The organism is Polaribacter sp. BM10 (assembly GCF_002005425.1).
GTDB classification, from domain to species: Bacteria; Bacteroidota; Bacteroidia; order Flavobacteriales; family Flavobacteriaceae; genus Polaribacter; species Polaribacter marinaquae.
In genome coordinates this window covers 1,440,175-1,453,301 of sequence record NZ_CP019704.1, presented here as the reverse complement: position 1 = coordinate 1,453,301, position 13,127 = coordinate 1,440,175, and the positions used below count along the sequence as shown (strand labels likewise).

Annotated in this window: 12 protein-coding genes; 7 read left to right on the top strand and 5 right to left on the bottom strand. The window is 27.9% G+C overall.

The window, feature by feature from the left end:
• Window positions 1–50 precede the first annotated feature (50 nt).
• Together BXQ17_RS06615 and trkA are read right to left on the bottom strand one after the other, a co-directional pair.
• On the bottom strand, window positions 51–1,550 hold the full coding sequence (locus BXQ17_RS06615) for a TrkH family potassium uptake protein (RefSeq protein WP_077809856.1): 1,500 nt from the start codon (window positions 1,548–1,550) through the stop codon (window positions 51–53).
• On the bottom strand, window positions 1,551–2,897 hold the full coding sequence (trkA, locus tag BXQ17_RS06610; protein ID WP_077809855.1) for a Trk system potassium transporter TrkA: 1,347 nt from the start codon (window positions 2,895–2,897) through the stop codon (window positions 1,551–1,553).
• 152 nt (window positions 2,898–3,049) lie between these two features.
• Between trkA and radC the strand changes: the two genes are divergently transcribed.
• Genes radC through BXQ17_RS06595 form a run of 3 tightly spaced genes read left to right on the top strand, consistent with a single transcriptional unit; the run spans window position 3,050 to window position 5,931 of the window.
• Window positions 3,050–3,736: a DNA repair protein RadC gene (gene radC / locus BXQ17_RS06605; RefSeq protein ID WP_077809854.1), complete on the top strand. Its 687-nt coding sequence runs from the start codon at window positions 3,050–3,052 to the stop codon at window positions 3,734–3,736.
• 34 nt (window positions 3,737–3,770) lie between these two features.
• Window positions 3,771–5,075, top strand: coding sequence for a polysaccharide deacetylase family protein (locus BXQ17_RS06600; RefSeq protein ID WP_077809853.1), 1,305 nt, complete (start codon window positions 3,771–3,773; stop codon window positions 5,073–5,075).
• A gap of 1 nt (window position 5,076) precedes the next feature.
• Entirely contained in the window at window positions 5,077–5,931 is an 855-nt protein-coding gene (locus BXQ17_RS06595) for a hypothetical protein (RefSeq protein ID WP_077809852.1), read from the top strand.
• Here the strand turns inward: BXQ17_RS06595 and BXQ17_RS06590 are convergent.
• Both BXQ17_RS06590 and BXQ17_RS06585 read right to left on the bottom strand, forming a co-directional pair.
• Window positions 5,901–7,106 (bottom strand): polysaccharide biosynthesis C-terminal domain-containing protein, encoded by a 1,206-nt coding sequence (locus BXQ17_RS06590; protein ID WP_149025873.1) that lies wholly within the window; start codon window positions 7,104–7,106, stop codon window positions 5,901–5,903. The two genes, BXQ17_RS06595 and BXQ17_RS06590, sit on opposite strands and share 31 nt — an antisense overlap.
• Window positions 7,107–7,172: 66 nt before the next feature.
• Window positions 7,173–8,309, bottom strand: coding sequence for a glycosyltransferase family 4 protein (locus BXQ17_RS06585; protein WP_077809850.1), 1,137 nt, complete (start codon window positions 8,307–8,309; stop codon window positions 7,173–7,175).
• 74 nt (window positions 8,310–8,383) lie between these two features.
• Between BXQ17_RS06585 and BXQ17_RS06580 the strand changes: the two genes are divergently transcribed.
• The 4 genes from BXQ17_RS06580 to BXQ17_RS06565 are packed head-to-tail and all read left to right on the top strand — an operon-like array spanning window position 8,384 to window position 11,849.
• Window positions 8,384–9,067: a YjjG family noncanonical pyrimidine nucleotidase gene (locus BXQ17_RS06580; protein WP_077809849.1), complete on the top strand. Its 684-nt coding sequence runs from the start codon at window positions 8,384–8,386 to the stop codon at window positions 9,065–9,067.
• A 35-nt stretch (window positions 9,068–9,102) separates the two neighbouring features.
• Window positions 9,103–9,651, top strand: a complete 549-nt coding sequence (locus BXQ17_RS06575; RefSeq protein WP_077809848.1) for a hypothetical protein — start codon at window positions 9,103–9,105, stop codon at window positions 9,649–9,651.
• A 1-nt stretch (window position 9,652) separates the two neighbouring features.
• Window positions 9,653–11,020 carry a DUF5723 family protein gene (locus BXQ17_RS06570; RefSeq protein ID WP_077809847.1) on the top strand — a complete coding sequence of 456 codons (1,368 nt, stop codon included), beginning with the start codon at window positions 9,653–9,655 and terminating at the stop codon, window positions 11,018–11,020.
• A gap of 1 nt (window position 11,021) precedes the next feature.
• Window positions 11,022–11,849, top strand: coding sequence for a hypothetical protein (locus tag BXQ17_RS06565; RefSeq protein ID WP_149025872.1), 828 nt, complete (start codon window positions 11,022–11,024; stop codon window positions 11,847–11,849).
• Here the strand turns inward: BXQ17_RS06565 and BXQ17_RS06560 are convergent.
• On the bottom strand, window positions 11,846–13,117 hold the full coding sequence (locus BXQ17_RS06560; RefSeq protein WP_077809845.1) for a replication-associated recombination protein A: 1,272 nt from the start codon (window positions 13,115–13,117) through the stop codon (window positions 11,846–11,848). The two genes, BXQ17_RS06565 and BXQ17_RS06560, sit on opposite strands and share 4 nt — an antisense overlap.
• Window positions 13,118–13,127: the final 10 nt, after the last annotated feature.

The window sequence follows — 13,127 nt, the reverse complement described above, 5'->3', positions numbered from 1 at the left end:
GTGTTTAGTGTTTGTTAACAATATATTAAAATTAGAAAGATTGTAGTTTTCTAATTTTTACGCCAAAAGAAAGGTGTAAATAGTATTAAAACAGTAAACAATTCTAACCTACCAATTAACATTAAAAAAGAACAAAACCATTTTGCAGAGTTGGTTAAATGAGCAAAATTATCTACAGGACTTACAGAACCAATTGCAGGCCCAATATTTCCTAAAGAAGATGCTGCAGCACCAATTGCAGACATAAAATCTAAACCTAATAATGTTAAAATCACAGAAGATATGATAAAAATTAACATATAAATTATAAAGAAAGATAGTATGTTAAAAACAATGGTTTGATTTACTGTTTTGCCATCGTATCTTACAGGTATAATGGCATTAGGGTGTAATGCTTTTTTAAATTCTAAAAAGCTATTTTTAAGCATGACAATATGTCTAACAACTTTTACACCACCACTAGTAGAACCAGCAGAACCACCAGTAAAAAATAGTGCAAAAAAGATTCCGGTTGCAAAAAAGTTCCACATTGTAAAATCAGCAGAAACAAAACCTGTTGTAGTTACTACAGAAATAACCATAAATAAAGAATGTCTAATAGCACTTTCTGTTTCTCCTAACACTTTTGGGTGCGCTAATACAGATTCTAAATTAGGATCTTGAAAGAATATAATAATGATTGCAATTATTGCAGAGACACCTATAGATCCAAATAAATAATACTTAAATTCTTCACTTTTAAATACACGTTGCATTTTTCCTTTTAAAGCGAAATAAGTCAATACAAAATTTGTACCTGCAACAAACATAAAAAAGATGATAATGTATTGTATTAAAGGTTTTCCGTTATAAAATGCGATGCTATCAGATTTTGTAGAAAAACCACCAGTACTCATTGTTGCCATTGCATGGTTAATTGCATCAAACCATGTCATGCCAGCAAATTTCAATAAAAAGAATTCTAATAATGTTAATATTACATAGATTAAATATAATCTTTTAGCTGTATCTGTAATTCTTGGATGCAATTTATCTGCTGATGGCCCTGGAGCTTCTGCCATAAATAATTGCATACCACCAATACCTAAAAGTGGTAAAATAGCAATTGTTAAAACAATAATTCCCATTCCGCCAATCCAATGTGTTGCACTTCGCCAAAAAAGAATTCCTTTTGGCATGTTATCAATATCGGTTAATATTGAAGAACCAGTTGTAGAATATCCAGAAATTGTTTCAAAAAAAGCATCAGAAATACTTGGTATTGCTCCGGAAAGTAAATATGGTAACATTCCTGTAAAAGATAGAATTAACCAACCTAGTGTTACAATTAAATAACCTTCTTTTTTCTGAATATTAGTGTTTGTGGGTTTGTTAAAAAAGTAAAGTAAACTACCAATAAAGGTTGTTATAATACCTGCATTTAAAATTCCCCATTTTTCTATTTCATCATTAAAAATACTAAACGGAACCGTTAAAAACATAAACAGACCATTAAGTATTGCTGTAATACCTAAAAAACGATAAATTATTTTTGTGTTTAAATTTCCCATTTATCTAAATAGGCTTTCTACAGTGTTAATTGCTTCTGGCAAACAGAAAACAATCACTTTATCTCCGCTTTGAATTTGCATTTCACCAAAAGACATATATGGCTTACCATTTCTAATTAAGCCACCAAAAACTGCATCTCTAGGAAAGTTTAAATCCTTAATAGGTTTTTCTGTAACTTTAGCATTCGGCTGAACTTCAAACTCAAAAATTTCAGCATCTATATTGTGTAAATTTGCAGATGCAAGTATTTCTCCTTTTCTAATATGCCTAAAAATATTACTTGCAGCAATTAGTTTTTTATTGATTAAAGATTCGATACCAATGGTTTGAGAAATCTCGATATAATCCATGTTTTCTACCAAAGCAATAGTTTTTTTAACACCTTTAGACTTTGCTACTAAACAAGACATAATATTGGTTTCAGAATTACCCGTTACTGCAATAAAAGCATCGGTTTCTCTAATATTTTCTTCTTCTAATAGTTCTAAATCTCTACCATCACCATGAATTACTAAGACATTTTCTAATTCTTCAGCTAAATTTTCTGCTTTTTCTCTGCTTTCTTCAATTAGTTTGATGTTAAAACTATCTTGACAAAGGTTTCTTGCAGTTTTTTGACCAATACTACTTCCTCCAAGAATGATAACATTTTTAATATCGAATTTTTTCTTTCCTATAATCGGATATAAATCCTTCATATTATAACTTGGTACAGAAAAATAAACTTGATCGTTAAGTTGATACTTTGTATCTCCTCTAGGGATAATAGTTTGCGCAACATTATCTCTTTTAATAGCAATAGTTATAAAATCGATATTGCTAAATTTCTGTTTAGCTTCTTTTACAGTTAAATCTACCAATGGAGATTTGTAAGATAAAGAAGTCCCCATTACATTAAATAAACCACTTTCAAATTCTACTGTATCGTTAAAAGAAGATTGTTTAAGCAACATTTTTATTTCATTTGCTGCTAATTCTTGTGGCGAAATCATAAAATCTAAACCAAACTCTTTAAAGTTTACTTCGCATTCATTTAAAAATTCTGGGTTATCTATTCTAGCAATTGTTTTTTTAACACCTAAAGATTTACCGATTACAGAAATTGTAAAATTGGTATTCTGACTTTCTGTAACAGCAATTAACAAATCAGCAGAATTTATACCAATTTCTTTTAAAAGTTTTATAGAAGTGGCGTCACCTTTTTTGGTAATTACGTCTAAATGATTGTTAATATAATTTAGTTTTTCTCCATCAAAATCTATGATATAAGTATCTTGAGATTCGTAAGAAAGTAATTTTGCTAAATGAAAGCCAACATCTCCAGCTCCAGCTATAATAATCTTCATATGTAAAAATAGATAGAATATAAGTTGCAAAGATACGAAAGTCTGTAAATTGTTTTTTTAAAATTGAATTTTCTTTTCAACCATTTAAAAAGCATTACTAACATTGGTTAAACCTAACTTAAATCTGATTTTGTATTTTTATAAAAAAAAGCGTGGAAAAATTGACTATTAAATCTTGGGCATTAGACGATAGGCCAAGAGAAAAATTAATTGCTAAAGGTAAAACATCATTATCTGATGCAGAACTTATTGCTATTTTAATAGGTTCTGGAAACAGAAACGAAAGTGCTGTGGCTTTATCTAAAAGAATTTTAAAATCTATAGATGGTAACATAAACCAACTAGCGAAACTTTCTTTAGAAAAATTAATGGAATTTAAAGGCATCGGAGAAGCAAAAGCAATTAGTATAATTACAGCTTTAGAATTGGGGAAAAGAAGACAATTAGAAGTAGCCTTAGAAAAGCCAAAAATAACTAGTAGCAAAGATGCTTCTTTAGTTTTACAAAGCATTATTGGCGATTTAGAACATGAAGAATTTTGGGTGTTGTTTTTAAATAATTCTAACAAAGTTATCGCAAAAACACAAGTAAGTAAAGGTGGTTTAACGGCAACAGTAGTAGATGTTCGGTTGTTATTTAAAAGAGCTTTAGAATTGGCTTGTGTGGCAATTATTGTGGCACATAATCATCCATCAGGTAAATTACAACCAAGTAATGCAGATAAACAACTTACTAAAAAGATTAAAGATGCAGGTTTTACTTTAGATATTAAACTTTTAGATCATTTGATAATTACCCAAAAAGATTATTTTAGCTTTGCAGACGAAGGAATTTTATAGAATTTACAATTAATTAAAACTTCTATACCCATAAATGATATTAGTTTACACACATAAAATAACACCAAGAGTTCGATACATTTTTAAGCATATTTTAACTAGAACGCTTTTAATTTCTGTAGATTTTACAACAAAAGTAGAAGAATTTGTGGCACATAGTGGACCCAAATTAACATACACAAAAACGCCTTTAGGAAACGAATTTTTTATAAAAAGTAACGATTTGTTGTTTGAACAAGGTGTAAACGATTTAGATATTAATATTCAAAAATGGGACAATACTCCGTGTTTTTTTGGTGCCGGAAGTAAATCAGCAATTCCTTTTGATATTTTTGCGGCAAGTTTTTATTTAATATCGCGTTACGAAGAATATTTACCGCACGTAAAAGACATGCACGGTCGTTATACAGCAGCAGAAAGTTTAGCATACAAAAACGGATTTTTAGAAAAACCGGTTGTAGATATTTGGTCATACAAGTTGTTAAAAAAGTTAAAAGAAAAATTTCCAGATTACGATTACAAAACAAGATCTTACAAATATTTGTCTACTATAGATATTGATAATGCATTTGCCTATAAACATAAAAATTTTGTTAGAACTTTTGGTGGTTTTTTTAACGATTTATTTAAACTTCGTTTGATAAATGTTTGGTACAGGTTTGCAGTTTCTTTAAATATTAAGAAAGATCCTTTTGATAATTTTCAAAAGATTTTAGATATAAAAAAAACATTTGATATTAGAACCATCTTTTTTTGTTCTATAGGAGATTATACAACGTTTGATACCAATGTATCTGCATCTAAAAACAAATACAGATTGCTTATAAAAGATTTGGTAGATTATGCAAGAGTTGGTTTGCATCCATCTTATTTTACAATGCAAAATCCTGGGTTGCTAAAAAAAGAAAAAGAAAGATTAGAATCTATAACCAACATGCCGGTTATAAGATCTAGACAACATTATTTACGTTTTAATTTACCAGAAACGTATCAGCAATTGATAGATTTAGAAGTTCAAGAAGATTATTCTATGGGATATGCTAGTAATGTTGGTTTTAGAGCGAGTACCTGCACACCATACTATTTTTACGATTTAGATTTCGAAATTCAAACTCCTTTAAAGGTATTTCCTTTTGCGCTGATGGACACAACTTTAAACGACTATTTAAAAATAACACCTAAACAATCTCTTGGAAAAATTAGAGATTTAAGAAATGAAGTAAAAGCTGTAAACGGAACTTTTATAACCTTATTTCATAATGAAAGTTTAAGCAATCATTTAAGATGGAAAGGTTGGAAAAGATTGTATGAGTCTATGGTTAAAATAGCAACTTCTTAGGATGATTAAGCTTATCTCAAGAAAAAATATCAACATTGATAAATATGATGATTGTATTAAAAATTCAATTCAGTCTAGAATTTATGCGTTTTCTTGGTACTTAGATACTGTTTCTAAAAATTGGAGTGTTTTAGTCTTAAACGATTATGAAGCAGTTTTACCAATTTCTTGGCAGCGTAAATTGTTCTTTAAATATAGTAGTCAACCTTATTTTAGTCAGCAATTAGGAGTTTTTTCTAAGGATTTAATTTCGAAAGAAATTCAAAAAGAATTTTTAAGTCAAATACCGGTTCATTTTTTTAAAGTTGTTATTCATTTTAATTCTCAGAATTATTCTACAGAAAACACAATTACATTAAAAAATTATAAACTAACCTTAAATACTGATTATGTTTCTTTTAAAAAGAATTTTTCTAAAGGAAGAAAACACGCAATTAAAGTAGGAGAAAAGGCATTACTTTATGTAGAAGAAACCACTATAGCTGAGTTGATTAAAATACACAAAGATAATTATTCATATAAAATTTCGTACAAAGTATTAACAGCATTGTCTAATGCTATTTTACGAAATCGGAAAGGATTTTTATTAGGTGTTTTTAAGGACGAGCAACTTTTAGGAGGTGCACTTTTTACAGATCATGATAACAGAATTACCTATTTATTTGCCGCTTTTACAGTAAAAGGAAAAACGTTACAAGCATCTAGTTTTTTACTTTCAGAGGTTATTAAAAAATATCAAAATAGCAATCTAATACTAGATTTTGAAGGCGGTAATATGCCAAGTATAGCCAAATTCTATCGAAGTTTTGGCGCGGAAGAAGAAAACTATTTTGCTTTTAAAAGAACTCTCTTATAAATTTTTTTAAAGCAAATAAAAGAGAACAAGCCAGTTAACCACATTAAAATAGCAGAAGTTATGGCAGCACCTTTAATGCCGTATTTTGGTATCAAATAATAATTACTAATTATATTTATTACAAGCGCAATACTAGCAATATAATAGTTAATATGTGCTTTTCCAATAGACGAAAGTAGGTTGCCATATAAACCTCTTAAAATAAATATACCAGAAATTCCAAGCATTAAAATAAAGAAAGTTGTTTGGTATTTAATAAAGCTTTCATCTAAAAGACTTAGTAAAAAACTACCAAAAAAATAACTAAACATAATTAATAAGAAACTTAATATAGTAAACAGTTGTATATAGCTTTTTATATACGTTCTTATATAATTTTTGTCTAATATTTTTTCTGTAAAAGCAACAAAATCAGTATTGATGAAAACTCTTGGTAGAAATAATAAACTAAAAGGTATAATAGAAACATATCTATAATTTGTTACCATTTCTGCATCGTTTATTAAATAACCAATTAATAAAATATCAATAGCAAAAAGTAATTGTGTAACAACGTTAGATAAACTAGCAAAGAAACCGTATCGCCAGAATTGAAAATTTAATTCTGAAACTATTTTTATTTTAGTTGCTTTAATTTTTATCTTTTTGATAAAAAATAAAGAAGGAAAAACAGGTGCCAGTAATAAAGAAATTATATAACCATTTTCTTGAAAATAATAGGTTAAAACGGTAATTAGAATTAAGAAGATTAGACTATATAAAAACTCGGAATATGCATAGCTTTTATTGTCGTGATTTAGTCTTAACTGCGTTTTAATAATTTCAAAAAGAAAAGCCGGAATTAATAAAAACGATAAAATAATTATGAAAAATTGTGCTTTTTCAAATTGAAAAGAAATAAAAAAACTACTACTTATAATAATACTTATTAAAACAAGACACGAAATTAATCCGTATTTTAAAACATATAAAAAAATATGATTTTTATCTTCTGTATTATTGTTTAGTGCACTAAATCTTAGTAAACTTTGATGCAAGCCTAAACCACTGATAGGTAAAATAAATACAATAACATTATAAGAAAAAAGTAATACACCTAAATCTTGGTTATCTATAAATTGTAAAGCTACCCAAGATGCAGCTAAAGATAAAATCTTAGCAAAAATTGTTGCCAAAAACACGTAACTGCCAGAGCGTTTTAAAAAATTTAATATGTACGTTTTAATTAAGTTCAGTGTAATTTATTTTAATGCTTTAAAATATAATTTTTCAAACTCTAGCGCAATTTTATTTTCAGAGAAATTATCGATAACAAAATTGTGCATTTTTTGTTTATTAAGTGTTTTGGTTTTAAAACTTTTTTCAAAAATTAAAATACTTTTTAATAATTCTTCTTGATTATTTTTTTTGATTAGTTTACCAAAATCTTCTGGAAAATATTCTTTTATTCCGCCAACATTGGTAGAAATTACAGGTACACCACAAGAAAAAGATTCTAAAATTACACATGGTAGATTTTCATAATTACTAAACAAAACAAACAAATCACTGTTCTGTAATCTATTTGCAATTTCTTTATGTGGAATTTGATCTATAAATGTTACATTACTCAGATTAATATCAATTTTATTAGCAAAAGAGATGTATTTGCTAGAATTTTCACCAATTATTTCAACCTTAAAATTGGCTAATTTAGTCTCTAACTTTTTAATCACTTGTAGTAAACCTTCAATATTTTTATGACGATTAATCATATTAGAAATATGCGAGATTGTAAAAACCGAATTTTTAGATTCTGAAGGAACAAACAAATTTGTATCAACAACATTGGGTACTCTTTTGTAATTTCCATCAAAACCTAACTGTTGCATTGCTTCTTTTAAATTGTTAGAAACTGGGCAAATAAATGCTGCATTTTTAGCAATTTTTTTACTGATAAATTTCTCAATAAAAGAAATGTTTTTTGATAAAGGTAAATGATAACCCGTAAAATGTTCAGAAATAATAAATGGTTTCTTTTGAGTTTTTTTTAGATACAAACTAAAAATACCAAAAGGATATAATTTATTTAAATGTACAACATCAAAAGCACCAATATTTTTTAATAAAGAAAGAAAAGCTTTTCTATATAAAAGTATCTTATTTAAAGGGCTTTTTGTCTTTTTTATATAAGCAATATGTATATCTAAATCGTCCTTTTTTTCTGAAACTATTTCTATTTTTTGTGTACAATTTTCATCAGAAATTATATGTAAAATTGTTACTTTATGTTTTTTTGAAACAGCTTTAGCATGTCTTTCTATAAAATCGCCATTAGTTGGCAAGACTCTAGAAGGAAACCAGCCGCAAAGAAATAATATATGTAGTTTTTTACTCAAAAAAAATAATTTATTATTACAAATATAACAACTTAATGTGCTTATAGTTTATTTATAATCTTTACTTTTAAAGGATGAAAATAGAACACGTATTTTTTGACTTAGATCACACGCTTTGGGATTTTGATAAAAACTCTGGTTTAACCTTTGAGAAAATTTTTAAATTAAACAATGTAAATATAGAAATTGATGATTTTTTAAGAATCTATATGCCTATTAATTTAGAATATTGGCGACTTTACAGAGATGAAAAAGTAACCAAAGAAGCACTTAGATACAATAGGTTAAAAAAGTCTTTTGATAAATTGAATTTTGAAATTTCTGATGCATTGATTGATAAATTAGCGATCGATTACATAGATAATTTATCCAGTTTTAATCACTTATTCGAAGGAACTTTCGAAATTTTAGACTATTTAAAGAATAAATATCAATTGCATATTATTACAAACGGATTTGACGAAGTTCAAATGAAGAAAATGACAAGTTCAAAAATTATTGATTATTTTGATGCGATTGTTACTTCTGATTCTGTCGGCGTAAAAAAACCGAATCCGAAAGTATTTAATTTTGCATTAAAGAAAGCCAACGCAACTGCAGAAAACTCGGTTATGATTGGCGATAGTTTAGAAGCAGATATTAACGGTGCTTTAAATGTAGGTTTTAAGGCAATTCATTGTGTTTTTAATGATGAAACAGCAACAGCCAAAAATGTAACTTCTGTGGCTAATTTACTTGAGATTAAGCAATATTTATAAGGATTTATGCGTTTGTTATTTGTAAAATATTTAAGATGAAAAAAAATATAATAGTAAAAATGCTTTTGTGTTTTGTTTTAATACTAGGGTGCTCAGAAGATGTGGATTTCGACCAGATAGAAGATTATACACTAAAGCCCTCTTATGCTTTATCATTAACCTATTTTACAATATCACCAAATAATTTTGTGCCAATTCCCGGAGCTCCTCCAATTACAGAAATTTCAGAAAAATCTGACGTTAAAATATTTGAAACAAATTTTATAAGACAAAATTTAGTACAATTAGATTTCGATTTTGAAATTATAAATAGATTCAACAGAGATTTTACGGTAGAAATTTCGTTGTTAGATGAAAATGACAATCTTATTTATCAGTTAAACGATTTAAATGTAGCTGCAAATAACTTAGAATTCAAACAAACAGAAATTTTAAATATAGAATCTAATCCAACGGTTAGAAATTTTACTAGAGTAGAGGTAAGGTTGAGTTTGGATGATAAAACAACGCCTATAATTGCATCTGATGTTGGTGAAATCATATTTAATTCTGCAGCAACAATACATTTAGAAGCGCCTTTATAAAATGAAAACAAAACTATTATACTTAGTATTTATCTTTTGCATTGGTGTTTACGGTCAAAATAAACAAGTATTATATGACTTTGCAGGTTTACCGCAAACACTACTTTTAAATCCTGGTTTAGAAACTAATTATAAATACCATATTGGTGTACCTATGCTTTCTGGTTTTTCATCAGAAATTGGCTCAACTGGTTTTACAGTTTCAGATTTATTTGCTGCTGATAGTAGAGATATTACAGATAAAGTTACAGCCGTTTTAGCAAATATATCTACTAATGATTTTTTAAGTATAAACGCCAAAATCGACATACTAAATATTGGTTATAGGTTAGATGATAAAACATATTTAAGTGGTGGTTTTTATAATGAAGTAGACGGTATTGGTTATTTACCTAAAGACGGAATTATACTTATAAACGAAGGTAATGCTTCGTATTTAAACAAAAGTTTTAGTGCATCTCAAATTCTTTACAAACTTGATTATTTGGGTGTAATTCATGCAGGAATTACTAGAAAAATAGATGATAATTTGACCTTAGGTGGGCGTTTTAAAATCTATTCGTCTTCGTTAAATGTAGAATCTACAAACAACACTGGTACTTTTACTTCTAACCTTGGTAATAATAATGTTTATGTGCACTATTTAGAAAATATAGATATAAATTTTAGAACCTCTGGTTTGATTAAAGACAATGAATATATCAATGATGCAAGTACATACATTGGTAATACTTTTTTTGGTGGAAATATGGGCGTTGGATTAGATTTCGGATTGTCTTATAACTTTTCTCCGCAATTACAGTTTTCTGCAAGTTTATTAGATATTGGTTTTATAAATCATACAAAAAACATTAAAAATACGATTACAAAAGGAAGTTTTACTTTCGAAGGTATTGCATTTGATTATGATACAAACAATACAAATTATTGGCAGAATTTGAATGATGCTTTTGAAGAACAATTGCCAACAGAAGAAAATCAAGAGTCTTATATCTCATGGAGACCTGCCAAATTTAATGCAGCAATTAAATATAGTTTTGGCGAAAAAAGAAGCAAATATTGCTATGATGACACGTATAAAGATTTTTTTACAGATGCTTTTGGTGCGCAATTGTATTCAGTTTTTAGACCTTTACGTCAGCAATTCGCTCTTACAGGTTTTTACGAAAAATCCTTTTCAAATAAACTACATGCAAAACTAACATATACGGTCGACGATTTTTCGTATTCGAATATTGGCTTTGGACTTTCTACCCAAATCTGGAAAATTAATTTCTACGGATTAATAGATAATATCACAGAATTATCTGATATTTCTTCTGCAAATAATGTTTCTTTACAATTCGGTTTTAACCTTTTATTTAATTAAAATGAAAACAATTTATACACTTATATTTATATTAACTTTTAGCTCGGTTTACAGTCAACAGAAAAAAATAAACAATTATAAATACTTAATCGTTCCAGAAAGATTTAGTTTTTTAAAGAAAACAGATCAATATCAAACGAGTTCTTTAACAAAGTTTCTTTTTAAAAAGAATGGTTTTAATGTTATGTTAGATTCCGAAGAATTACCTTTAGAGTTAAAAAATGATCCTTGTAAAGCATTAAAAGTTATTATTCAAGATAAATCATCTATGTTTAAAACGGCGGTTCTAATTGAATTAAGAGATTGTTTTAACAAGGTTTTATACACATCTAAAGAAGGTGGTAGTAGAATTAAAGATTACAAAAAAAGTTACCAAGAATCAATAAGAAGAGCGCATGCTTCTATGTCTAATTTTGTTTATGAGCCAAGTTTAGAAGTTGCAATTACTAATAATAATGAAATAATATTAGAATCAACTAAGAATAAAGAGGTAATTGTTAAAAACGAAGTAGAAAAAGAAGTAACAGATATTAAGCCTGTAGTTAAAATTGATAATACAGTTATAAAAATTAAGAATAAAGTAAAAAAGGAAACTTTACCTAAAGTAACTAATACTATAAAAACACTTTATGCACAACCAAAGTCAAACGGATTTCAGTTGATTAATTTAAAACCAGAGGTTGTTTTCATCATTTTAAATAGTAAAGTGAAAGATGTATTTATTATTAAAGATAAAAACGGTATATTCTACTCAAAAGATAATTTTTGGATTGCAGAATACTACGAAAACGACAAGTTGATTCAAGAAAAATATCAAGTAAAGTTTTAATAGTCGTATCTATTTTTCCATCTATTTTTTAATATTTCTTTAAATTGATTTTCTCTTTGGTTATTGCCAGGTTCGTACAATTTTGTGCCAGAAATTTCTGAAGGTAAAAATTCTTGATCTATAAAGTTATTAGGATAATCGTGTGAATATTTGTAATCTTTACCATATTCTAAGTCCTTCATTAATTTTGTAGGCGAATTTCTTAAATTTAAAGGTACAGATAAGTCACCGGTTGCTTTAACTAAATTTTGTGCGGCTCCTATTGCCATGTAAGATGCATTACTTTTAGCTGAGTTAGCAAGATAAACAGCAGTTTGACTTAAAATAATTCTTGATTCAGGATTTCCGATAACAGAGACTGCTTGAAAAGTATTATTTGCTAAAATTAGTGCAGTTGGATTTGCATTACCGATATCTTCAGACGCTAAAATTAACATTCTTCTGGCTATAAATTTTACATCTTCACCACCTTCAATCATTCTTGCCAGCCAATAAACCGCGGCATTAGGATCGCTACCTCTTATAGATTTAATAAATGCAGATATAATATCATAATGTTGTTCGCCAGTTTTATCATATCTAGCTGTATTTTTTTGAATTTTAGATAAAACCAGTTCATTTGTAATTTCTATTTCCTCATCTGTAGAAACCAGTAATTCGAAAATATTTAAAAGTTTTCGAGCATCTCCGCCAGATACTTGAAGTAAAGCATCCGTTTCTTTTAAAACAATTTTTTTAGCAGCTAAAAATTCATCTTTTTCAATAGCTCTATTTAATAATGCAATTAAATCTTCCTTATCAAAAGAATTTAAAATATAAACCTGACATCTAGACAAAAGTGCAGGAATAACTTCAAAACTTGGGTTTTCTGTGGTGGCACCAATCAAAGTTACCCAACCTTTTTCTACTGCACCCAATAAGGAATCTTGTTGAGATTTGCTAAATCTATGTATTTCATCAATAAAAAGAATCGGATTTTTAGCAGTAAATAATCCACCACTTTTTTTGGCTTTTTCAATGACGTCTCTTACATCTTTTACGCCAGAACTAATAGCGCTTAAAGTATAAAAAGGTCTATTAGATGCTGTCGCAATTATGTTTGCTAATGTTGTTTTTCCGATTCCTGGTGGTCCCCAAAGAATCAAAGAAGGAATAATACCTTGTTTTATTAAATTAGTTAATACACCGTTTTTACCAACTAAATGTTGCTGGCTGATGTAATCTTCTAAAGTTTTCGGTCTAATTCTTTCTGCCAAAGGTTCATTCATGCTGTAAAAA